The organism is Neolewinella aquimaris, from assembly GCF_014197245.1.
GTDB classification, from domain to species: Bacteria; Bacteroidota; Bacteroidia; order Chitinophagales; family Saprospiraceae; genus Neolewinella; species Neolewinella aquimaris.
Genome location: NZ_JACIFF010000011.1, coordinates 1 through 22,891, shown reverse-complemented (window position 1 = coordinate 22,891; position 22,891 = coordinate 1). Strand labels below are relative to the sequence as shown.

The window sequence follows — 22,891 nt, the reverse complement described above, 5'->3', positions numbered from 1 at the left end:
GGACGGTTAGGCGATGGTCTTCGGATCGATCTTGATACCGGGGCTCATGGTCGAAGCCATGGTCACCGATTTCATGTAGTTGCCCTTGGCACTGCTGGGCTTCATGCGCACCAGGGTACCGAGCAGTTCGTTGGCGTTGTCCTTCAGTTGGTCGGGAGTGAATTCCACCCGGCCGATGCTGCTGTGGACGATACCGAACTTGTCTACGCGGAAGGCAATCTTACCGCCCTTAACGTCGGAAATCGCCTTAGCTACGTCCATCGTTACGGTGCCCGTCTTGGGGTTCGGCATAAGGCCACGGGGTCCGAGTACGCGACCCAGTCGACCGACCTTAGCCATCGTTTGGGGCATAGCCACGACTACGTCGAAGTCCGTCCAGCCGTCGGTTACCCGCTGTACGAGCTCGTCCAGTCCGGCGAAGTCCGCACCAGCGTCCAGTGCTTCCTGCTCCTTATCGGGGGTTACGAAGGCCAGTACGCGCTTGGTTTTGCCCGTACCGTGGGGGAGGGTGACCGTGCCCCGGAGCGCCTGGTCAGCCTTGCGGGGATCGATCCCCAGACGTACGTGTACGTCTACCGATGCATTGAACTTCGCAACGTTGACCTCCTTGACGAGGGCAACGGCCTCCTCGAGGCTGTACTGCTTGGTTGCATCGACTTTCTCAGCGGCGGCTTTGCGCGCCTTACTAAGTTTAGCCATGATTGAATAGTTTGAGGTTTATAGCGCGCACCGGAGTGCGCTCCCTACTTGATTAAATGATTTGTACTAAGCCCTACGCTTCCCAGGGGGGGGTGCCATCGACCACGATGCCCATGGAGCGGGCCGTGCCGGCTACCATCTTCATGCCGCTCTCTACGGAGAAGGCGTTCAGGTCGGGCATTTTGCTTTCGGCGATAGCGCGCACCTGATCCCAGGTTACCTTAGCTACCTTGTTGCGGTTGGGCTCCTTCGAACCACTCTTCAGCTTTGCGGCCTCGAGCAACTGGACGGCGGCCGGTGGGGTCTTGATGACGAAATCGAAGGACTTGTCCTTGTATACGGTTATAACTACCGGAAGAACTTTTCCCTGGCTGTCCTGGGTAGCCGCGTTGAAGCGCTTACAGAACTCCATGATGTTGACGCCCTTGGCACCGAGTGCCGGACCGACCGGGGGGGCCGGGTTGGCCGCGCCGCCGCGGACCTGTAGTTTGATGAAGGTTTCTACTTCCTTAGCCATGTTGACTTATTTGTGTCGTACTTACGAAGTTGGCGCTCATTCCGCAGGGACTGCCGCGCCCGCCTCTCCGACGTGTGGAATTTTGTTAATAGGTTATGACTGCTTTTCGACCTGCATGAAATTCAGTTCGACTTCCGTGCCGCGACCGAAGATCTTGACGATCACTTTCAGTTTTTTCTTTTCTTCGTTCACCTCCTGAATGTCTCCGACAAACTCGTTGAAGGGCCCGTCGATGATCTTAATGGTCTCCCCTTCGATGAAGGGCTCGATCATGGTGTCTCCGGCTTCGAGGCTTTCGTCTACCTTACCAAGCAGGCGGTTGGCCTCTGATTCCCGCATAGGCACCGGCTCGCTCTTTCCGAGGAAGTGAATGACGTTGGGCAGGCTGGTGATGGCATCCACGACTTCCGCATTGAGTGCGTAAGGATCGGCTTCCACCAGAATGTAACCCGGCAGGATGTTGCGGTCGGAGATGACCTTCTTACCGCTGCGGATCTTATACACTTTCTCGGTAGGCACGACGATCTTCGTAACGTGGCTTCCCCAATCGTTGCGTTCGATCTCCTTTTCGATCCGTTCCTTGATCTTTTTTTCCTTGCCGCTGATCACTCGCAGCGAGTACCATTTGTTGTCTGCCATGCCGATGTTATGCTTAACCTCCCGTGCTGTAGATGAAGTCTACTACGTTCTTCCAAACGAAATCCATCATCAGGATCAGCAGGGCAAAGATTGCCGAGCCGGTCAGTACCAGGATGGTATTCGTCTGTAGGGTAGAATACGGAGGCCAGGTCACGTTGTGTACGAGCTCGTTGTAGCTTTCCCGTAAGTATAGTCCCAGCTTGTCCATTGATAAAGGATTGAAGGAGTGAGGGGGGGGGTGAAGGAATGAGGGGGTGAGGGGGTGATGGAGTGAGGGGGTGAAGGATGGTGGACATCAGCCGGGTATGCTTTACACTACCCTTCAGTTCCTATCTCCTTCAATCCCTCCCCCCTTCAATCCCTATTTTCTTCAATCCTTCAAAATGCACGGGTGGAGAGACTCGAACTCCCAGCCCCTGGTTTTGGAGACCAGTGCTCTGCCAATTGAGCTACACCCGTTTGAATGTGCAATTTACCATTTAGGGATGTACCATTGTCGATTTGGGGTGACCCGCAGGGAAAATGGTATATGATGAACGGTAAATGGAAAAGTTAAGCGCCTGCATTCAGACGCTTAACTTTCCATGCAATCGCGAAAATGACTCAGGGGAGTCGTTTAGGCGAGAATTTCAGTTACCTGACCGGCGCCTACGGTGCGGCCACCTTCGCGGATAGCGAAGCGGAGGCCTTTCTCCATAGCGATGGTGTTGAGCAGCTTCACTTCCAGGGTGACGTTGTCGCCGGGCATTACCATCTCCACGTTCTCGGGGAGGGTGATGTCACCGGTTACGTCGGTGGTGCGGAAGTAGAACTGGGGACGGTAGCCGTTGAAGAAGGGCTTGTGACGGCCACCTTCTTCCTTCGACAGGACGTATACCTCACACTTAAAGTGGCTGTGGGGCTTTACGCTACCTGGCTTACAGATTACCATACCACGCTTGATGGCTTCCTTGTCGATACCGCGGAGCAGCAGACCGGCGTTGTCACCGGCTTCACCACGATCCAGCAGCTTGCGGAACATCTCTACACCGGTGATGGTGGAAGTGAGGGGCTTCGCGTCGGCAGCCTGCATTCCCAGGATTTCGACACCGTCGCCTACGTTGATCACGCCACGCTCGATACGTCCGGTAGCAACGGTACCACGACCGGTGATCGAGAATACGTCCTCTACGGGCATCAGGAAGGGCTGATCGACCAGGCGCTCGGGCTCGGGGATCTCGGAGTCAACGGCATTCATCAGATCGAGGATCTGCTGCTTTCCGTCGGCGTCACCTTCGAGGGCCTTAAGGGCCGAACCGATGATGATGCTGGCGTTGTCGCCGTCGTACTCGTACTGGCTCAGCAGTTCGCGTACTTCCATTTCGACCAGCTCGAGCATCTCTTCGTCGTCGACGAGGTCGGCTTTGTTCATGAAGACCACGATGTTGGGTACACCTACCTGGCGGGCCAGGAGGATGTGCTCGCGGGTCTGAGGCATGGGGCCGTCGGTGGCGGCTACCACGAGGATAGCTCCGTCCATCTGGGCGGCACCCGTAACCATGTTCTTAACGTAGTCAGCGTGACCGGGACAGTCGACGTGAGCGTAGTGACGGTTAGCCGTCTCGTACTCGACGTGGGCGGTGTTGATGGTGATACCACGCTCTTTCTCCTCGGGAGCCGAGTCGATCGTGTCGTAATCCATCTTCTTAGCGCCGCCAGTCTCCGCCAGTACGGTGGTGATAGCTGCGGTCAGGGTGGTCTTACCGTGGTCTACGTGACCAATGGTACCCACGTTCACGTGGGGTTTCGTTCTTGCAAATTTTTCCTTAGCCATCTGAGGATAACCTATTTTGGTATTAAAAAAATGGTGCTAATTCAGGGTGCCGACCGCAACCCCGGCCGCCCCTTTCCTCAACCCGTGTGGATTGAAAAAGTAATTACCCTTGAGCCAACGGTGAGATTTGAACTCACGACCCCTTCCTTACCATGGAAGTGCTCTACCCCTGAGCTACGTCGGCAACACGGTTGCGATTAATCGTTCACCCCACCGTTGTGGAGCAGTTAGAGCGGAAGACGAGATTCGAACCCGCGACCCTCAGCTTGGAAGGCTGATGCTCTACCAGCTGAGCTACTTCCGCGACTGGTATAAAACGTACAATGTACGGCTTACAATTTACCCCTTGTAAATTATCAATCCGTAAGGTGTGGGGGTGGTAGGATTCGAACCTACTCAGTCGAAACACTGGATTTACAGTCCAGCCCACCTCTCCAACTGTGGCGCACCCCCCTATGTATGATTCAAGAACCCGTGTTCCAGCGATTGGAGCCGATGGACGGACTCGAACCGCCGACCAGCTGATTACAAATCAGCTGCTCTACCAACTGAGCTACACCGGCCGGAATCCCTGAATCTAAACCGTTTTTCAAGTCAGCTACAGGACGTTTTCCCAAAGCGATTGCAAAGGTATGTTCTTTCGTACAATTGACAAAGAAAGTATCTGCTATTTTTTCCCATCGCCTTCTGGGTGCGCCTGGCGGTACACTTCCCGCAGCCGTTCCAGGTTGTTGTGGGTGTACACCTGGGTAGCGGCCAGGCTGGCGTGGCCCAGGAGCTCCTTCACCGCGTTCAGGTCGGCTCCGCCCTCCGTCAGGTGGGTCGCAAAGGAATGCCGGAGCACGTGGGGACTTTTTTTCTCCTCCGCCGTCACGCCCCCCAGGTAGCTCACTACCCTATTGTACACGTACTTGGGATAGAGCGGCCTACCCCGCTCGGTCTGAAACAACGGACGGGCGGCGGCGCGCAGGAGCAGCAAACGCTCCAAAAGCAATGCCAAGCCGGTACCGAACGGAACAATCCGTTCCTTGCCCCCCTTACCCCTAACCTTTAACTGACGCCGGTCGAGATCGATGTCCTGGTCGCTAAGACCGATCAGCTCAGCCCTCCGCAGTCCGGCCTGGTACAGCAAGGCCAGCAGGGCATGGTCCTGCAGCAAGCCAACATCCTCGTTCTCCTCCGGATCGGGGAAGCCGGCAAACAGCCGTTTGAGGTCGTCGCGCGGAATGGTCACCGGCAGTCGGCGACCGATCTTCGGTGTCGGAATGCGCTGGGTCGGATTATCGGATTGCATCCCCCGCGTTTGCCGGAACAGATAATAGGCCTTTAGGGCAGATAATTTTCGCCGGATCGAGCTGGGAGCGCGGCCCTCCACGACCAACTGAGCCAACCAACTTTTGACCATATCCCGGCTCACGGCACCGGCTTCAGTTACTTCGTACGTCGTTCGGCAGTAGTCGGCGAACTGCTGCAGGTCGCCGCGGTAGGCCGTCACCGTGTGTTCACTCAGCCTGCGCTGGTGGGCAATGTGGGTGAGAAATTCGTAGCACTGCATGACCTAAAAAGATGGCTTCCCTTCCAAAAAATACGGCACCTGCGGCCCCGCCCAAAGCAGTTACTGCCCCAGACAGAGCACTTGGATCTGTTCGGTCTTGATGGTATTGCTCCTGTTGCCGGCCCGATCCTGGATGTAGATGAGGTAAGATAGGGTGTCGACGGGGTACCGCTCATCGGCCACGCAGAAGCGATCGTTGAAGACGCAGCAGACCTGGGCGGTGTTGATGAGGGTGAAAAACACGTCGCCGCTGATGCCGTTGCCCGTGCCCTCAGTGGGAATTACCGGAAAGGCAAGTGGCGTCGGGGGAAGACCGGGAAAACGGCTGTCCTGGTAGAAAATATCGGCACTGTCCTGGGTAGACAGGTCGCCGTCGCCGTCCGTAAAGGAAAACTGGATCGTGATGCTGTCCCGCGGCCCGTTGGTAAACTGATAGATGGTATTCTTGCTCACTCCCTCGTACACGATCACCGGCTCGTCCGGGTAATCGGGCGGATTGACGCAGCTGGCCAGCACGAAACTGGCGGCCAACAACCAAAGGAAGAAGCGGGTGTATTGCATGGCAGATAATCTTACTACTTATGTCGCGCGACCAACTCGCCGAACGGATTGGAACGGTAACTCCCGAAACCTTCGCGGCGCTGGCCCTGGACGTTTTTCGTTATCAGGCGGTAAGTAACCCAATCTACGCGCAATACCTCGAATTGTTGCGCGTCAACCCCCGGGAGGTAGGCCGCCTGACCGATATTCCCCACCTCCCGATCGCCCTCTTCAAAACCTATCTGCTGCAGTCGGGGGCGTGGAAGCCGCAGCGCATCTTCACCAGCAGCGGAACGACCGGAGACGCCACCAGCCGCCACCCGCTGTACGATGCCGAGTGGTACCGTCGGGGAGCCCGCGCCACCTTCGAACAGCAGTACGGACCCCTGCAGGGACGAGCCGTACTGGCCCTGCTGCCCGCTTACCTGGAGCGGACGGGTTCCAGCCTGGTCTTTATGGCCAACGATTTCATCGAGCGAAGCAACCACCCCGCCTCTGGGTTTTTTCTGGACGACCTGCCCGGACTCGCCCGAATCCTGCGTGGCCTCGTCGATTCCGGCACCCCTACCCTACTGCTGGGCGTCAGCTTTGCCCTGCTCGACCTGGCGGAACGTCATCCCCAACTACTGGGAAACACCATCGTGATGGAAACCGGCGGCATGAAGGGCCGTCGCCGCGAGCTCACCCGTTCCGAACTGCACGCTACCCTTTCCACTGCCTTTGGGCTAACGCATATCCACAGCGAATACGGAATGACGGAGCTTCTGTCCCAGGCCTACGCCCCCCGCGACGGACGCTTCCTCCCCGCCCCCACCCTGAGCGTAAGCGGCCGCGACATTACCGATCCCTTTGCCGCCGCCCCGCACGGGAGGTCCGCCGCGCTTAACCTGACCGACCTGGCCAACCTGGATACGGTGAGCTTCATCGCCAGCGACGACCTGGGCCGGGTGCACGCCGACGGCAGCTTCGAAGTGCTCGGTCGCATGGACTTTTCCGACGTACGGGGTTGTAATTTGCTGGTGGGGGAGATTTAGCGTTTCTTGCCCGCCCCTTCATCCACACACCCTGTATACCTACTTCCCATGACCAATCTATTCGATCTTTCCGGCAAAACCGCGCTGCTCACCGGCGGTACGGGTGCCCTCGGTACCGCAATGGCCCAGGGCCTGCTGAACGCCGGTGCTAAAGTCGCCTTGCTGAGCCGCAATCCGGAGAACCTTAAATCCGCCGCCGACGCGTTGGGCGGGGACGCAGGTGCGGTGTTGTTACTGAAGGGCGATGTAACCGACGCCAGGAGCCTGGAATCCGCCCGCGACGAAATCCTGGAAAAATGGGGTAAGTTGGACATTCTGGTCAATGCTGCCGGTGGCAACCGTCCCGGCGCGACGATCGGTCCCGACCAGACCTTTTTCGACCTTAAGATGGATGACTTTGCCGGCGTAAGTAAGTTGAACCTGGACGGCACGGTCATCCCCTCCCTCATCTTCGGCAAGCTGATGACCGAAGGCGGCGGAAGTATCGTCAACATCTCTAGTATGGCGGCCGACCGGGCCATCACCCGGGTGGTGGGTTACAGCGCGGCCAAGGCCGGCATCGACAACTTCACCAAGTGGCTGGCCGTGGAACTGGCCAAGAAATACGACGGCAGGGTGAGGGTGAACGCCATCGCGCCCGGCTTCTTCATCGGCGAGCAGAACCGGCGCCTCCTGCTGAACGAGGACGGTTCCCTCACCGACCGCGGCAACACCATTATTAAGAGCACCCCCATGAATCGCTTCGGCGAAGCGGAGGAACTGATGTCGACCCTCGTGTGGCTCTGCGCGGACAGCAGTAGTTTCGTCACCGGCATCGTAGTGCCCGTGGATGGCGGGTTCAGTGCGTTTTCCGGCGTATGACCGACGCGATGTTTGTACCTTGCCGTGCCTAACTAAAGCTTAAACCGCATGCAACACCACAACCTCAGGGAAAACCTGAAGGTCGCCGCCCTCGTCGAAGACACCATCACGAAGGGACAGGGCCACCTGAGCGACACCGGCGCTCTGATCATCAACACCGGCACCTTCACCGGCCGGTCGCCCAAGGACCGCTTTATCGTCGAGGACGACGTTACCCGCGGTACCGTCGACTGGGGCAAGATCAATATCCCCATTGCCCCCGAGAGCTTCGACCTCCTGCTCGAAAAAACCCTGGACTACGCCAAGGGCCTCGATGAGGTCTACGTCCGCGATGCTTACGCCTGCGCCAGCCGCAAGTACCGCATCAACATCCGGGTATTTACCGAGTACCCCTGGCAGAATATGTTCGCCTACAACATGTTCCTACGGCCCGACGACGAGCGCATCACCAACCTGATGACCGACGAGTGGACCATCTACGCCTTCCCCGGAGTCACGGCCGACCCCGCCATTCACGGCACCCGGCAGGAGAACTTCAGCATCATCAACTTCACCAAGAAGATGATCATCATCGGAGGCACCGCCTACACCGGTGAGATCAAGAAGGGAATTTTCTCCGTCCTCAACTACGTCCTCCCCACCCGTCGCGACGTACTCAGCATGCACTGTTCGGCCAACGTAGGCACGAAGGGCGATACGGCCCTCTTCTTCGGCCTCTCCGGCACCGGTAAGACGACCCTGAGCAACGATCCGGACCGACGCCTCATCGGCGACGACGAGCACGGCTGGAGCCAGGCCAACGTCTTCAATCTCGAAGGAGGCTGCTACGCCAAGGTGATCGACCTGAGCGAGTCGAAGGAGCCGCAGATATACCGCGCCATTAAATTCGGTGCCCTGCTGGAGAACATCGGCCTGAAGGAGGACGGCCATACGCCGGACTACGAAGACGAAAGCATCACGCAGAACACCCGCGTGAGCTACCCGATCTACCACATCGACAACATCATGTACAACAGCCGGGGCGATCTGCCGCGGAACATTTTCTTCCTTACCTGCGACGCCTTCGGAGTACTGCCTCCCATCAGCCGACTGACGCCCGAGCAGGCAATGTACCACTTCATCAGCGGCTATACGGCTAAGATCGCGGGTACCGAAACCGGCATCACCGAGCCGCAGGCCACCTTCTCCGCCTGTTTCGGTTCGCCCTTCATTCCCCTGCATCCCACCCACTACGCCGATATGCTCGGACAGAAGCTGAAGGATGCCGAAGCGGACGGAGAAAAGATCAACGTTTGGCTGGTAAACACCGGATGGACCGGCGGCGGCTACGGCGAAGGTTCGCGCATCGAACTCTCCTTCACCCGTGCCATGATCAAGGCCGCGCTGACCGGCGAACTGGATGCGGTTCCCTACGTCACCGACCCCGTGTTCGGTCTCGAACGGCCTACCAGCTGCCCCGACGTACCGAACGCGATGCTGAACCCCCGCGACACCTGGCGCAACGAGGAAAAGTACGACGAGGCGGCCAACAAACTGGCCGAGTTGTTCCACAAAAACTTTGCCCCCTACGCCGAAGCGGCCAACGATTCGGTCGTCAACGCCGGTCCGGAATAGGATCGTACTCCGCCGGAAGGTAGGGGCGCGTCTTCAGTAGCCGTTCCACTTCTTGCGGTACCTCCCGCTTCCAACGGCGGTGGGTCCACAGCCAGGGGGTGGGATCACGCAGGATCTCATGCTCCAGATGACGCACGAAGCACTCGGTGATGTAGCCGGGTGCTTCGTCGCGTGGGGTATCCGTGACCCGATAAATCTTACTGCTGTAGTAGCCCCGGGCGTTGCGGCGGAGGTTGATGTAATAGACGGGACGGTCGTAGCGCACCGCGAAGCGTTCCGGGCCGGCGAGGAATGCGGTGGTGCGCCCTAGGAAGGTGGTCCAGTGGAGTTTTTGCCAGACGGCATTGCTGGGCGACTGATCGGCCACGAAAATGTCGACGGCCGGCCGCAGTTCGTCACCGGCGAAGTATTCATAGACCTTGCGGCGAGACAGCATGGTGACCCCGGTCCGTTCCCGGTTGTGGCGGGTCAGCCGGTCCATCGTTTCGTTCTTCAGCGGAGAATAGATGGCCACTACGTTGGCGGGGGCGAACTGGCTGGGAAAGCTGAGCCCGCCAATCTCCCAGTTGCTGTAATGGGCGCCATAGAGGATGCAGCTTTGGTTCGCGGCCGCGTGGGGGGCTACGATTTCCGGGTTGACCACCCGTAGCCGCCGGATGGACTCCGCTTCCGACATGCTGTAGTTCTTTACCGACTCTACGATGCTGTCGAAGAAGTAGTGGTAGAATCGGCGGGCCTGTGTCCGTACTTTTTCTTCCTCCCACTCCGGAAAGGCCCTCCGCAGGTTGTCCAGGACGACCTCCCGCCGGTAGCCGATCCATCGGTAGCCGATGAGGTAGAGGAGGTCCGACAGGCGGTATAGCCATCCCAGCGGCAGAAAACTCAGCGGCCTGAGCAACAAATAATAGAGCAGGTAAGCCAACTAGAACTCGCCTACGACGGATTCGAGGCGGCGGCGCACCTCGGTAAGGCGATCGATGATCTCCTGCTTTCCGGGGCGGGGTTGCGTGCCGGCGGCAATTTCCTTGCGGGCGCCCTCCAGGGTGAATCCACGTTCGCGTACCAGGTGAAAGACCTCCTGCAACTGGCTGATGTTCTCCTTGGTGAACCGGCGGTCTCCGCGGCTATTTTTATTGGGCTTGATGTGGGAGAACTCATTCTCCCAGAAGCGGATCAGGGAAGTGTTTACGCCAAGTTTGGTGGCTACTTCACCGATGGAGTAGTAGCGTTTAAGATCGTCGTCCGATTTACGGGGAGCCATGGGCGGGTGTTGGTGGTGGAAATATTGGCGGAAAAATACGATTATTTCGGCAACGGGAAATGACGCGGCCCTAACCGACCGATTGCTTTGCCGGGCTATCTTACGCCCTTCCCGGGCTTGCCGGGGGATGTCATTGAGCAAACGATCAGATGCAGGGACTTTGGAGAAGGCTTACCACGGCCGTAATTTTTGTGATCATCATGGTCGTGGGGATGTACACCGGACCCTATACCTTCAATCTTCTCTTTCTGGTGATTACCGGCGGCTGCCTGTATGAGTTCTTCGGCATGACCCTCGACCGTCACACGCGTCGGGACCGTTTCCGTAAGGCCCTGGGCGTAACGGTTGGGCTACTGCCCTTCTTCCTGGTTAGCACGCTGTCGCTGGGTTACGTGAGCGATCCCGAGACCTTTATTCAGCTTTCCAGCCTGATGTTTTCCCCCTTCATCTTCACCATTTTCATTTACGAACTTTACAGCAACAGCCGGGAGCCCTTCGTTAACATCGCCTACATCATACTGGGGATGTTCTACATCGGAATACCCTTTGCGCTGGTCGACTTCATCGCCTTCGACGGAAACACCTTCTACTACCGGGTGGTATTCGGACTACTCCTACTTACCTGGGTCAACGATACGGGGGCGTACCTGGTCGGAAGCAAGTACGGCAAGACCCCGCTCTTTCCCCGCATCTCCCCGAATAAGACCTGGGAGGGCACCATTGGTGGTGCATTTACCTGTATCCTCTTCGGCTACGTACTTCACCTGGTTTTCGACGAGATCGGACTTATCCAGTGGCTGGTGCTCGCTACCATCGTTGGCATCTTCGGGGGGATCGGTGACCTGGTCGAAAGTATGCTTAAGCGCAGCGTCGGGGTAAAGGACAGCGGCAACCTGCTGCCGGGACACGGGGGCCTGCTCGATCGCTTCGATGCCTTCATCTTCGTGATCCCGTTCGCTGCGGCTTACATTCTGTACCTGCGCTAGCCTGGTGTCAATATATCCGTTCAAGCCTTCATTTTTTGACTGAATAACAGATATAATCGGGTTATTTGGCAATTATGCCATATAGGTGATTGCCTGCTTCACTTTAAGCAGAATATTCGTTAACTAGGGATACTCATTCACCTTAGTTAGTTTACTCCATGGAGCCATTCATTGCCATGATCGTCGGGTTCGGCGGCAACTTCGCGCCCCGCGGCTGGGCCCTTTGTGAGGGACAATTGCTCCCCATCTCCCAGAATACCGCCCTATTCTCCCTGCTCGGTACTACCTACGGCGGTGACGGGCGCACCACCTTCGCCCTACCCGACCTGCGTGGTCGTTTCCCGATACATCCCGGAAACGGCCCGGGGCTGACTCCCATCAGATTGGGGGAAAAAGGAGGAAGGGAAACCGTGACGCTTACGGCTGCAATGATGCCGGCCCATAACCACGCCGCGAGTTTCAATCTTGGGCAGGGTATCGGGACATCCGCGGCCGGTGACGGAGAGTACCTCGCCTTCAACGCTGCCGGTGAAACCATTTTCACGTCTACTGTTCCTAACAACAATTCAAAACTCGGCAGTGATTCAGTTTCGGTCGAGGACACCGGTAGTGGGCAGGACTTCGCGATTCGTAATCCCTACCTCGCGATCAACATGATCATCGCACTTCAGGGTGTTTTCCCGTCCCGGAGTTAAGCATCGAGCACCATGAGATCACTAATCGCGCTTCCGCTGCTCTGCCTATCCGTCCTGGCGGGTGCGCAAACCATCACCTTCACTTCGGACTGCTTCACGGGAGCTTTCTCCCTGGACAAAACCGTCAATGGCCGCAACCAGTACATCGACGATGATGGGGACAGCAACACCGACCCCAGTTTGCGCATAGCCTACAATCCTGCCGCGACACGGTGGGAGGTACAGGTCGTCAATGACCCCACGACCGTCTTCTACGCAACGGAGACGAACACCTTCGCCCCCAACCCTCCCGATAGCGCCGTCACCGAATGGACCGGAACGAATGGCTGCCCGGGGACGGCGCAGGTCGGAGGAAGTGGTACGCAAGCCGTCGACGGATCGGAAGATTTGTGTCAGAACGAGGGCGGCGATTCCGACGACGACGGCATTTGTGACGACAACGATCAGTGCCCCGGTGGGGACGATAAGGACGATCCGGACGGCGACGGCATACCTACCGACTGCGACGCCAATCCGGTTGACTTCGACGGGCTAGAGGTCGTTTCGGAATGCTTCGGAAGTGCATCTCCCGTCAAATTTCTACCGGTGGGGAAGGATACCAGCGGGCGAAACATTTACCTCAACGCTCCGCTAAAACTCATGGTCGCCTATAACGATTCCTCCACGCGGTGGGAACTGCGGGATAGCCAGGTACTGACTCCGCAGGTATACTACTCAAACACGCTCTCCACCAGACCGAACCCTCCGGCATCCACCCTGGAGGAATGGGCCGCCGGAGTTTGCGGGAATACCTCCGTATTCAGTGGGACGGGCACCCAGACCGTGGTGCCGACGATCGAATGTCCACCATCACCGGTGGAACTATTCGTCGCGGACAATTGCCTGGCAGCTATGCCCGACCTTACGGTGGACATCGGTACTAACCTAGTAAACGCCAATATCACTCAATCCCTGCCCGCCGATACGCTCCTCCCCCCCACCGCTCCGTTCGATATCACCTTCCGGGCGGAGGACTCGGGAGGAAATTTTGTTGAATGCGCCGTACCCCTTGCGATCCGGGACACGCTTCCCCCCACGGTCACGGTTCCCTTTGACACCATCACCGTTTTCCTGGATGAGCTTGGAACAACCATGCTGACCGCCGACGCGGTGAATGCGGATCTGAGGGATAACTGTTCCGAGGAAAATTTGAGCGTACGGTTTGCGAGGTTAAGCGATACTAGCGCTGCCGATCGAATCGAAGCAAGCTGCGACGACCTTGCCGCCCCCATGATTCCGTCCGTAGCCATCGTAACGGACAGCAGTGGGAACACCGGCAGGGATACCTTCATCCTGGCCGTCGTCGATGCGCGGCCGCCGGTACTGGTCTGTAACCGGGACTCCCTGTATCTCGACTCTACGGGCACGGGGCAGTATGCGATCGGTGACCTGGTTGACATCGTCTCCGACAATTGTCCGCCCGCCCGGGAGCTCGGCAATCCATTCGTGCTGTTTACGCGCGAACACACCGGATTGGTAACCAGCCTTCAGGTAAGGACCGACTCGTCCGGCAACTCCGCATCGTGCACGGTCGAGTTATTGGTGATCGATACCTTTTCCACTACCGCGCTCGACTTTTGGCAGGCGGACGTCGATCAACAACTGGAAATCTATCCGAACCCGACCGACGGGCAATTCTTCGTCGATCATCCGACTCATGCGCTGTTGGAATTATACGATGCGCTCGGGCGGAGGGTATGGTCGGGCAAACCCAGCCTCACGGCTACCGCTACGCTTACCACGACCGAAGTGAAGGTGGATTCGGCACCGGGCATTTACCTACTTACCGCAGTGACCCCCGACCGCGGCTGGCGAAAGTGGGTCACCATAAAATAGCTTCGACCAATGCACAGAAGAAAATTTGTTTCGGCCGGCTTTCTGTTCCTGGCGGCCTCCGGTACCGGATACGGAACTGCCACGACCGGCAAGCGCGAACGCGAACGGAGGTTGCTTAGCCAGTTTCGGTATCAATTAAGGGAATCGGCGCTGACCAGCACCCCGGAAGAGGTGATTACCGCCCTCGTAACTCCCGTAGGTGGAATCACCCACACCGGAGAAGGCATCGCTTACCTGAGCTTAGGTGGGCAACAAATCCTGCTCAGTACAACGGAACGGGGTCTACGCGCAAAAATCTGTTAGATGCAATCCGGTACCGATCCGCGCGCCTGGTGGACGGCGCTAGAAACCCAGTGGCAACGCGTTTTCCGCGAAACCTACTTAAATCTGCCGCCGGGAGATGGCACCCCCACCGATGCGGAGTTGGAAAGCCTTCTGTCCGCTCAAGTACTTCGCTGCGCCGGTCCGACCGCTCCCTACCCCAACACATCCGTTGTTCTGACTAACCTGAGTGGACTGGCCGAATTACAGGAACTGACCTTTGTCAGCGTTACGGATAGTCACATCCGCGACCTGGCCGAACTAGCCAGACACCGAAACCTTCGGAGTTTATTCGTGCAGGATAACCAGCTGACCTCCCTGAGTGGAATCGAGGCACTCACCGAATTAGAATCCCTGTATGCACAAAACAATCAACTGAGTAGTCTGGAACCAATTCGTGCATTGACCAAACTGCACACCCTGTACGTATCCGGCAACCAGCTGACCTCAATTAGTGGGCTAACCCCCGACCACGGCGATACGCTGAGAAACTGCTACATTCTACCCAACGAACACTTACCAAACCGGGAGATCATCAAATTACAGCAGAAGGTAGGACTGCTTCCGAAAAGAGGATGAAGGCTACCGCACATCGCGCACCGGATCCTGCCACCTGCGACTCAGAACCAGAAAGAGCACCCCGCATAACAACCAGGCCGGTAGCGTAACGAAGGAAAGGAAGACGTCGAACTGCCACGAGATGAGGTAAAACAGACCGAAGCTGATCGCCCAGGCCCAAAAAACCGCCGGGTTGAAGCCACGCCCCGTTCGCTCCGCGTAGTTGTCCCTTACTCCCGCGCGCGCCGCAAAAAAGTGCTGAAAGACAATGATTGCGCCGAAGGGCGCCAGAATGAAACCGTACAGCGCCACAAAGTCGAGCAATTTCATCGCAAAGGCCGGGAACAGCCCCGCAATGGTCGCCAGCGAACCGGCCAGAATAGTAACCCAGAAGGTGGAGAATTTAGGTAGTACGGCCTGGAAGGCGAGTCCGGCACGGTAGATGGTGGGATTGGCGGTCGTCCAGCCGGCCAGCACTACGGCAATGATGCCGAAGACGCCAATGGCATTGAAGGCGAGTGGTCCCGGAGCTACGGTGGGAGCCAGTCCCTGGTCGAGGAAGGCCTGGGCTTCGGGGGTACGCAGGTAGACGGCGTAGAGCAGCGCGGCGGCGATCCAAGCCATGTAGTGACCCACGTACATACCGGCGGCCGTCGTCCAGCCCGCACTTGCTTTCTTGGCAAAACGAAAAACCGAAAGGTCCGACATACCGACGTGCATGGCAGCATTGGCGAACCACGACCAGATCACGACGTGCCAGAAGGTGTACTTGATTTGGCCGGGGAAGGGCTCGGAGCCTTCGCCCCAGATGTTCCAAAATTCCTGCAGGCTGCCTACCCCCAGTTGACTAAGCGCAACGATACCGCAGGCCAGAAAGGCGAGTACGATGATCGGCGACATGAGGTTGGCGGCCTTGGCGACGGTGTCGTAGCCCCGTGCAGCGATCAGGGAGATGACCGCACCCACCAGCACCACGATGACGATGTAGGTACCGCTCGTCGGCAGGGTATCAGTCAGTTGGGGCATTTCCATGTCGAGCGGGATGCCGACGGCGGTTGCGGATACCGTAATCATGGCACCCGCCAGGAAGCAGAAAAGAATACCGTTGGCTACGTTATAGAACTTTACGAGGCTCTTACCGCAGATTTTTTCGAGTTGGTAGTAGAGGGTCAGTCGGTACTTGACCGCAATCTCGGCCGTCAGGAACCGCCAACTTAGCACGGCCAGGAAGTTGCCGATCAGCAGTCCGATGATCAGGTCGAAGGCACTCACCCCGGCCGTGAGGAAAAGTGGACCGATGACAAACTCCGTGCCCGCGGCGTGCTCACCGGCGTACATCCCCAGGAAGCTCCCCCACCCCTTCCATTTGGATGCGGGGACCGGTTCGCGTTCGTACTCACCACCGGCAATTTCTTCGATGATGTGTTCCTGGGTTTCCTGTTGTAGCATGGTCGTGGTGAGTTAAAATATAATCAGGCGTCGGCCTCCTTTATGATGAAGGGCTGGTGCTTTTTCAGGCCGTAATTTTTCTTGAGGAACTTGGAGTTGAGGTCCTTGTCGGAAATGCAGATGGCCGCTCCGAGGGCGGATCCGAGACTGGCATCCGTAGTGCGCAACTCCAGGTTCCGGAACCGGTCGGAAATCAGGTGGATAAACACCTCGTTGTCGCTGAATCCACCATCCACAAAAAGCTTGGTCACCTCCGATTCCCCGATGGCGGCACGGATGTTTTCGGCCTGCAACTCCACCAGTTCGATCAGCAAGTGATGGTAAGCGTAGTCGTAGGAATCAGTCGGGATAGTTGTGACGGCAGGATTATCGCTTCTCCCGAGTTGCTCGAAGTGGAACCACGGGCGGTAGTCGCGCATGATCTCCGTGTAAATGCCGTAATCGAAGCGCACGGATCGGTGCCGGTCGTCGGGAACCCCGAAGTGCATGGCTAGTTTGGTGACCTGCTCCTTATACGCCTGTCCCAGAAACAGGCGGGCGGCCTTGACGGGCTTGCCGTCGATCCGCATGTAGTTGAGGTAATCGCTGCCAAGATCCCGGGGGGTTAGCGCACCCGATCCGAAGGGGTTGAGGGATACGCTCCAGGTACCGGTGGAGACCAGTACGAAGGGTGATTTCTCGCTCCGAATGTAGGGCAGCAATGCCGCGGAGCTGTCGTGAATCCCCACGCCGATTTTGATCCGGCGCCCGTTGTAATTCATATTGATGCTCGTCTCGGTGGAAACGATCGGCGGCAAAATGCGGTGAATATCCTCGGCGTACACCCAGTCGTGGTAATCCCCTTTTTGGTAATCCCACAAGCCCGTGTGGCACCCGATGCTGGTGTATTCACTAATGGGGATACCCGTAAATACGTAGCTCAAAAACTGCGGCAGGTGCAGCGAATATTTGATGCGCTCAAACACTTCCGCGTTGCGGTGTTTAAGCCAGTACAGCTGCATCCCGGAGTTGAGCATGCCGGAATTCGGCGAGCCGGTGCGGAGGGTAAAGTCCTCTTCCGGTCCGTACTTTGCGTAGAATTCCTCGACCAGGGTGGGGTCAAGCGGCTTAGTGTAATTGTAGAGGGGGGTGACGATTTCTCCGTCGGCATCAAGGTGTACAAAGCTGGCCCCGTAGGACGAAAAATTAATGGCCCGTACGTCGAAGATTTGCGCCTCCAGTATGCGGTGAAATACCTCGCGGAGCCAGTCCTGCAGCGCCTGAATATTTTCCGTGGGGTATCCGTCTTCGTCCTCGATCTCGGCAAAGCGCACGTATTCGCGGTGTACCTCACGGTACTCTTCGTCGAAGAGGAAGAACTTCTTATTCGTTCGCCCGATATCAAACACCGCCGTGACCTGCCGTTTGCCCATCCTACAGTCCGGTCGCTACCGTATTCCTGCCCCGTTCCCGCACGAGGGCATCGCGAACGTCTAACTTTCGGTAGGCCCGCAACGGGTGCAGGGCGCCACCGCGGTTGAGGCGGGCACGCTGGAGCAGCGGACGTACGTCGGTGCGATAGGCGTCCTGTAAAATCTCCTGACACTCGACAACGTCGTGGGCGGCCTGGGCGGCGGATAGCCTATCCTGATCGACCAGCAGGGATTTCGCGTAGGCTTCCTGAATGGCTTCGAGCGACTGAATGAGGTCTTCCAGCGGATCCTTCACGTTATGGCTGGCGTCGATCATCCAGGCGAGGTCGGGATTCTGGGGATTATTTCGCATTCCGTACACCAACTCATTGAAGATGAGGAAGAGGGCGTAGGGTTTGATGCTGCCTACCGTGAGATCATCGTCGCCGTACTTGCTGTCGTTGAAGTGAAATCCGCCGAGCTTGCCCTTCAGCATCAGGGTGGAGACGATCTGTTCGATGTTGCTGTTGGGGAGGTGATGGCCCAGATCGACCAGGGTATACGCTCGTTCGCCGCAGGCATTGGCGAGCATGAAGGAGGTGCCCCAGTCCTGGATCACCGTGCTGTAGAAATTGGGTTCGTAGGGTTTGTACTCAATGTAAAGCTTCCAGTCGGCGGGCATGCCGGCGTAGATCTGCTTCAGGCTATCCTCCGTCTGTACGAGGCTGCGCTGAAAATTGCGTTGTCCGGGAAAGGTCGTGCCGTCGGCCAGCCACACCGTGAGGCTTTTGGAACCAAGTTTCTTGCCTACCTCGATCACCTCCAGGTTGTGGGCGATGGCCTGCTCGCGGGCGGCTTCGTCGGTTGCGCTCAGCGAGCCGTGTTTGTAGCTGTGGGCAGCGCCTTGCTGGTCCTGAAAGGTGTTGGAATTGATTGCATCGAAGGCTAGGCCGTGGTCTGCGGCGCGTTCCCTTACGGCGACATAATCCGTCGGGGTATCCCAGGGGATGTGGAGGGAAACCGCACCGGCCGTCTGGGTCAGGGCGTGGAGGATACCGACGTCGTCGATCTTCTGTTCCAGGCTGCCGGGCTCCCCGTAGAAGGAGAACCGACCGAAGCGGGTGCCCCCGGCACCGAGGGCCCAGCTGGGGATGGCCACCTGAAAATCGGCCAGGTCGCCGACGAGGGCTTCCACGTCGGTACCTGCGGCCGTCAACTTATCCGCCAGGAAATCGAATTCCGCCTCGTGACGATCGAGGCCGCCGCTGTTGACGGACTGTAATTGCTCTTTGTTCAGTTGCATGATGCTTCCTTGTTTACCGCACGAATGCGTTGGCCATGCCTCCGTCGACATTCAGAATATTACCCGTGGATTTATCGAGCACGGTGAAGGCGAATACGCCGTCGGCAATATCGTCGGGGCGGATGATCTCGTTCAGGAGATTCCGCTTGGCGTAGTGGGCCGGTAGTTCGTCGACCGTAATGCCGTAGGCTTTGGCCCTGCCTTCGGCCCAGTCGCCTTCCCAAATTTTGGATCCGATGATGACGCCGTCGGGATTGACCGTATTCACCCGGATGCCGTCCTTGCCCAATTCGGCGGCCAGCAGGCGGGCCATGTGTTGCTGGGCCGCCTTTGCGGTACCGTAGGCTACGTTGTTGGGCCCCGAAACCAGTCCGTTCTTGCTGGCGATGGGGATGAAGTCGCCGCCCAGTCCCTGCGCACGCATGACCCGCACCGCTTCCTGAGCCAGGGTGAACTGCCCCTTGACGAGTACATTCTGTAGGATGTCCCAGTCCTTCGGGGTTGTTTCTTCGAGTGGTTTGGAAATGGCCAGCCCGGCGCTGTGCACTACGATGTCCACTCCACCAAATTCAAGGGCGGCCGTATCGAAGGCGGCGGCAACGGACGTTGCATCAGTTACGTCGCACACCGCGTAGGTTGCGGTATCCGATCCGTAGGTGGCGTGCGCCTCTTTCAGGCGTTCCTCGGCAATATCGGAGAGCACCACGACGGCACCTTCTTCCACCAATTTATCCGCAATGGCCTTACCAATGCCGCCGCCGGCCCCCGTGACCAGGGCTACTTTCCGCGACAGGGGTTTTTCTTTCGGCATGCGCTGGAGCTTGGCTTCTTCCAACAACCAGTACTCGATGTCGAAGGCTTCCTGGCGGGGCAGGGAGGTATAGGAAGTGATCGCTTCCGCCCCACGCATCACGTTGATGGCGTTGACGTAAAACTCGCTGGCCACCCGGGCGGTCTGCTTATTCTTTGCAAAGCTGAACATGCCTACCCCGGGGTAGATGATGATGACCGGATTCGGGTCACGGACGGCCGGACTATTATCCCGCTTATGCACGTCATAATACTGCTGGTAGCCCGTACGGTACTCGGCAAAGGCCGGACGTAGTTTGTCGAGGACTGCCTGCGGGTCGCTCAGGTCTTCCTGCGTCTGAAGTTCGAGCACGAGCGGCTGGATCTTGGTGCGCAGAAAGTGATCGGGGCAGGAGGTGCCCATAGGTGCCAGGCGGGCCAGGTCGTAGCTGTTAGTGAACTGGAGGACGGTGTCGCTGTCGGTGAAGTGTCCGACCATTCGATTTTCCGAAGAGGCCAGTCCGCGTAGGAGGGGAATCAACTGAGCGGCCTTGGTACGGCGGTCGGCGGGGGCGAGCGATTTAACCTTTTCGCCGCCGAATACTTTGCCCTGCTGCTTTACTTTCTTCTCGATGTAGGCGGAAGCCATTTCGATCACCTCGAGGCTGTTCAGGTAGCACTCGTAGGAGGTATCGCCCCAGGTGAAGAGTCCGTGGCTACCCAGGATGATGCCCCGGATACCCGGATTTTCGGCGAGGCACCGCTCCAGTTGCAGGCCGAGGTCGAAACCCGGTCGCTGCCAGGGCACCCAGCCCATGGTGTTGCCCCAAATTTCCTTGGTCACTGCTTCGCTGTCCTGGGCCGCGGCTACTGCGATGACGGCATCGGGGTGCAGGTGATCGATGTGCTTGAAGGGCAGCAGGCCGTGCAGGGGCGTATCGATGGAGGGTGCCTTGCTGTCGAGGTCGTAGATGGCGTGATTGAAGAGGCCGACCATGCGGTCTTCGTCCTGCAGCCCCCCGTATACCTTCTTCAGGTTACGGAGTCGTTCGGTGTAAATACCGGCAATACCGGAGCGGGTGAGGGTACCGATGTCGCCGCCGGAGCCTTTGATCCACATCACCTCCACTTCCTCGTCGGTGAGGGGGTCGCGCTCGATTGTTTTACAACTGGTGTTGCCGCCGCCATAATTGGTGATGCGGAGGTCGGCTCCGAGAATATTGGATCGGTAGAGGAAGAGGGAGACCTGGTCGTCGCCGAGCCGGCCGGCTTCCTCTTCGTCCCATAGGTAGTCTACGTAGTTAAACTTAGTGGCGGTGGTATTCATGTTCCGAAGCGTATTTGAGGTAACAGCCGCTAAAGTAGCGTGCCCAGTGATCGTCCCTATCCTGTACTGTCCGGCCCGGCAATATGTAAATTTTATTTTGGGTACACCCCGTTGGGGCAGGATAGTAACTGGTCAAACTTCTGCTACCTTACCCCCACTCGATCAAGGGAGTCAGGTTAGGTTTTAGTGACCAATGAAAGTGGCTTTAACCCAATTTACTTCGCACCTGCGCGCCCGCCCAAACCGGTTTTACCTTACCAACCAATGAAAGTCACGGATCACATTCACATCAAGGATGATTCACGCATCCCCAAGTACCAGCAGATCGTCGACGGCATCATCGAAAACATCTCGAGCGGCCAGCTGAAGATCGACGATAAGATCCCCTCCATCAATGCGCTCAGCGAGCACTTTCTGCTCTCGCGGGATACCGTGGAAAAGGCCTACAACATCCTGAAGGACCGCAAGGTCATTACCTCCGTTAAAGGAAAGGGATTTTACATCACACGCACCAAGCTGATCTCGAAGGTCAACGTACTCTTCCTCATCAACAAGTTGAGTTCGTACAAGATGCGGATCTACAACTCGTTCGTGAGCCGCCTGGGGGGGAATTCCCATACCGACCTGCACATCTACCACTGCGACGAGTCGTTGTTTCTGAACCTGCTGACCAAGAACTCGATGGCGTACGATTACTACGTCATCATGCCCCACTTTAAGACCTCCGCGCTGCACCACATCAGCTCCACCGACGAAGTGCTGCGGGCGCTGGGGAAAATTCCGGAGAGCAAGCTCATCATTATGGACAACGATCTGCAGCAGCTACCGGGAACGTACGCCGAGGTATACCAGGATTTTGAGGGAGACATCTATACCGCCCTGACGCAGGGGCTAGAAAAAATAAAAAACTACCGTAGGATTATCATGGCCTATCCGGCGCGGTCGGTTTACCCCTACCCCAAGCGCATTCTGCACGGGTTCCGTCGGTTCTGCGTGGAGAACAAATTGCCCTTTGAGGTCATCGACGAGATTTACGACGATACGGTGATGCACGACGGCGACCTGTTTATTACCATCGAGGAGTCGGATCTGGTGAGCCTGGTAAAACAAGTGCGCGACAAGGGCATGGTGCTGGGTGAGGACATTGGCATCATCTCCTACAACGATACCCCGCTAAAGGACTTACTCGGCATTACCGTTATTTCCACCGATTTCGATCAGATGGGGCGGTCGGCCGCGGAGTTGATTTTGGAGAAGCGGGTGGAGAAGGTGAAGAATCCGTTTCGGTTGATTGAGCGGGAGAGTTTGTGAAGTATAATTTACACTATTGAATTTATAATTTCAAATTTGCGGGGATGCTCGCTGCGCTCGTTGTAGGTCGAGGTGTTGCACGCTGAGTTGTTGCTGCGCAACGGGTCGAGGCTCACCACGGATGGCCACTGATTTTCACGGATTTAAAGAGGGAGGCTTACCGCGGATTACGCGGAGGGCGCAGATTGTTTCGCGGATTAGAGGCGAGGTCGAGGAGCCTGTGGTCCGTAACTGGTTGCTGCGCAACGGGGGGGGAGGTGCACCGCCTTTATGTTTGTAGTGTCCATTTTTCTGGTCACATTCTTTAGCGGCAAATGTGTAAATTGTTACGGCGGCCCTTCGCTAGAAGGCAG

General features: G+C 57.5%; 22 protein-coding genes and 5 tRNA genes. 9 read left to right on the top strand and 18 right to left on the bottom strand.

Annotated elements, in window-relative coordinates; all coding sequences use genetic code 11:
• Window positions 1-6: 6 nt before the first annotated feature.
• From rplA to GGR28_RS17835, 12 genes are all read right to left on the bottom strand, one after another.
• Complete coding sequence (rplA, locus tag GGR28_RS17890) at window positions 7-699, bottom strand: 50S ribosomal protein L1 (RefSeq protein ID WP_183497201.1); 693 nt, start codon at window positions 697-699, stop codon at window positions 7-9.
• Window positions 700-772: 73 nt separating this feature from the next.
• On the bottom strand, window positions 773-1,216 hold the full coding sequence (rplK, locus tag GGR28_RS17885; protein ID WP_183497200.1) for a 50S ribosomal protein L11: 444 nt from the start codon (window positions 1,214-1,216) through the stop codon (window positions 773-775).
• A 93-nt stretch (window positions 1,217-1,309) separates the two neighbouring features.
• Window positions 1,310-1,855, bottom strand: coding sequence for a transcription termination/antitermination protein NusG (gene nusG, locus GGR28_RS17880; RefSeq protein ID WP_183497199.1), 546 nt, complete (start codon window positions 1,853-1,855; stop codon window positions 1,310-1,312).
• Window positions 1,856-1,868: 13 nt separating this feature from the next.
• Window positions 1,869-2,063, bottom strand: coding sequence for a preprotein translocase subunit SecE (gene secE / locus GGR28_RS17875; protein ID WP_183497198.1), 195 nt, complete (start codon window positions 2,061-2,063; stop codon window positions 1,869-1,871).
• A 178-nt stretch (window positions 2,064-2,241) separates the two neighbouring features.
• A tRNA-Trp gene (locus GGR28_RS17870) sits at window positions 2,242-2,314 on the bottom strand.
• Window positions 2,315-2,471: 157 nt separating this feature from the next.
• Window positions 2,472-3,668 carry an elongation factor Tu gene (gene tuf, locus GGR28_RS17865; RefSeq protein WP_183497197.1) on the bottom strand — a complete coding sequence of 399 codons (1,197 nt, stop codon included), beginning with the start codon at window positions 3,666-3,668 and terminating at the stop codon, window positions 2,472-2,474.
• Between the two features lie 112 nt (window positions 3,669-3,780).
• Window positions 3,781-3,852 (bottom strand) — tRNA-Thr (locus tag GGR28_RS17860).
• Window positions 3,853-3,899: 47 nt separating this feature from the next.
• Window positions 3,900-3,972: transfer RNA gene (locus GGR28_RS17855), tRNA-Gly, on the bottom strand.
• A 67-nt stretch (window positions 3,973-4,039) separates the two neighbouring features.
• Window positions 4,040-4,121: transfer RNA gene (locus tag GGR28_RS17850), tRNA-Tyr, on the bottom strand.
• 34 nt (window positions 4,122-4,155) lie between these two features.
• Window positions 4,156-4,231: transfer RNA gene (locus GGR28_RS17845), tRNA-Thr, on the bottom strand.
• A 104-nt stretch (window positions 4,232-4,335) separates the two neighbouring features.
• Entirely contained in the window at window positions 4,336-5,223 is an 888-nt protein-coding gene (locus GGR28_RS17840) for a tyrosine-type recombinase/integrase (protein ID WP_183497196.1), read from the bottom strand.
• A gap of 60 nt (window positions 5,224-5,283) precedes the next feature.
• Complete coding sequence (locus tag GGR28_RS17835; protein ID WP_183497195.1) at window positions 5,284-5,784, bottom strand: hypothetical protein; 501 nt, start codon at window positions 5,782-5,784, stop codon at window positions 5,284-5,286.
• A gap of 20 nt (window positions 5,785-5,804) precedes the next feature.
• On the opposite strand from GGR28_RS17835, the gene GGR28_RS17830 reads away from it, so the two are divergent.
• The 3 genes from GGR28_RS17830 to pckA are packed head-to-tail and all read left to right on the top strand — an operon-like array spanning window position 5,805 to window position 9,272.
• A complete protein-coding gene (locus GGR28_RS17830) occupies window positions 5,805-6,797 on the top strand; it encodes a long-chain-fatty-acid--protein ligase (protein WP_183497194.1) in 993 nt (330 codons plus the stop codon).
• A 48-nt stretch (window positions 6,798-6,845) separates the two neighbouring features.
• On the top strand, window positions 6,846-7,658 hold the full coding sequence (locus tag GGR28_RS17825; protein WP_183497193.1) for an SDR family oxidoreductase: 813 nt from the start codon (window positions 6,846-6,848) through the stop codon (window positions 7,656-7,658).
• A 48-nt stretch (window positions 7,659-7,706) separates the two neighbouring features.
• On the top strand, window positions 7,707-9,272 hold the full coding sequence (gene pckA, locus GGR28_RS17820; RefSeq protein ID WP_183497192.1) for a phosphoenolpyruvate carboxykinase (ATP): 1,566 nt from the start codon (window positions 7,707-7,709) through the stop codon (window positions 9,270-9,272).
• Here the strand turns inward: pckA and GGR28_RS17815 are convergent.
• Window positions 9,253-10,194 carry a lysophospholipid acyltransferase family protein gene (locus GGR28_RS17815; protein ID WP_183497191.1) on the bottom strand — a complete coding sequence of 314 codons (942 nt, stop codon included), beginning with the start codon at window positions 10,192-10,194 and terminating at the stop codon, window positions 9,253-9,255. The two genes, pckA and GGR28_RS17815, sit on opposite strands and share 20 nt — an antisense overlap.
• Window positions 10,195-10,533 carry a MerR family transcriptional regulator gene (locus GGR28_RS17810; protein WP_183497190.1) on the bottom strand — a complete coding sequence of 113 codons (339 nt, stop codon included), beginning with the start codon at window positions 10,531-10,533 and terminating at the stop codon, window positions 10,195-10,197.
• 149 nt (window positions 10,534-10,682) lie between these two features.
• Between GGR28_RS17810 and GGR28_RS17805 the strand changes: the two genes are divergently transcribed.
• From GGR28_RS17805 to GGR28_RS17785, 5 genes are all read left to right on the top strand, one after another.
• Window positions 10,683-11,519: a phosphatidate cytidylyltransferase gene (locus GGR28_RS17805; RefSeq protein ID WP_183497189.1), complete on the top strand. Its 837-nt coding sequence runs from the start codon at window positions 10,683-10,685 to the stop codon at window positions 11,517-11,519.
• Between the two features lie 158 nt (window positions 11,520-11,677).
• Window positions 11,678-12,214: a phage tail protein gene (locus GGR28_RS17800; RefSeq protein WP_183497188.1), complete on the top strand. Its 537-nt coding sequence runs from the start codon at window positions 11,678-11,680 to the stop codon at window positions 12,212-12,214.
• 12 nt (window positions 12,215-12,226) lie between these two features.
• On the top strand, window positions 12,227-14,089 hold the full coding sequence (locus GGR28_RS17795) for a T9SS type A sorting domain-containing protein (RefSeq protein WP_183497187.1): 1,863 nt from the start codon (window positions 12,227-12,229) through the stop codon (window positions 14,087-14,089).
• 9 nt (window positions 14,090-14,098) lie between these two features.
• Entirely contained in the window at window positions 14,099-14,392 is a 294-nt protein-coding gene (locus GGR28_RS17790) for a hypothetical protein (RefSeq protein WP_183497186.1), read from the top strand.
• On the top strand, window positions 14,393-14,989 hold the full coding sequence (locus tag GGR28_RS17785; RefSeq protein ID WP_183497185.1) for a leucine-rich repeat domain-containing protein: 597 nt from the start codon (window positions 14,393-14,395) through the stop codon (window positions 14,987-14,989).
• A 3-nt stretch (window positions 14,990-14,992) separates the two neighbouring features.
• Here the strand turns inward: GGR28_RS17785 and GGR28_RS17780 are convergent, their stop codons facing one another.
• Genes GGR28_RS17780 through GGR28_RS17765 form a run of 4 tightly spaced genes read right to left on the bottom strand, consistent with a single transcriptional unit; the run spans window position 14,993 to window position 21,227 of the window.
• Window positions 14,993-16,417 carry a purine-cytosine permease family protein gene (locus GGR28_RS17780; RefSeq protein ID WP_183497184.1) on the bottom strand — a complete coding sequence of 475 codons (1,425 nt, stop codon included), beginning with the start codon at window positions 16,415-16,417 and terminating at the stop codon, window positions 14,993-14,995.
• 23 nt (window positions 16,418-16,440) lie between these two features.
• The gene (locus GGR28_RS17775; RefSeq protein ID WP_183497183.1) at window positions 16,441-17,829 is read right to left on the bottom strand and encodes an FGGY-family carbohydrate kinase; all 1,389 of its coding nucleotides are present in this window, start codon (window positions 17,827-17,829) and stop codon (window positions 16,441-16,443) included.
• A gap of 1 nt (window position 17,830) precedes the next feature.
• A complete protein-coding gene (locus tag GGR28_RS17770; protein ID WP_183497182.1) occupies window positions 17,831-19,111 on the bottom strand; it encodes a TIM barrel protein in 1,281 nt (426 codons plus the stop codon).
• A 13-nt stretch (window positions 19,112-19,124) separates the two neighbouring features.
• Complete coding sequence (locus GGR28_RS17765) at window positions 19,125-21,227, bottom strand: bifunctional aldolase/short-chain dehydrogenase (protein ID WP_183497181.1); 2,103 nt, start codon at window positions 21,225-21,227, stop codon at window positions 19,125-19,127.
• Between the two features lie 264 nt (window positions 21,228-21,491).
• Between GGR28_RS17765 and GGR28_RS17760 the strand changes: the two genes are divergently transcribed.
• Window positions 21,492-22,538 carry a GntR family transcriptional regulator gene (locus tag GGR28_RS17760; RefSeq protein ID WP_183497180.1) on the top strand — a complete coding sequence of 349 codons (1,047 nt, stop codon included), beginning with the start codon at window positions 21,492-21,494 and terminating at the stop codon, window positions 22,536-22,538.
• Window positions 22,539-22,891: the final 353 nt, after the last annotated feature.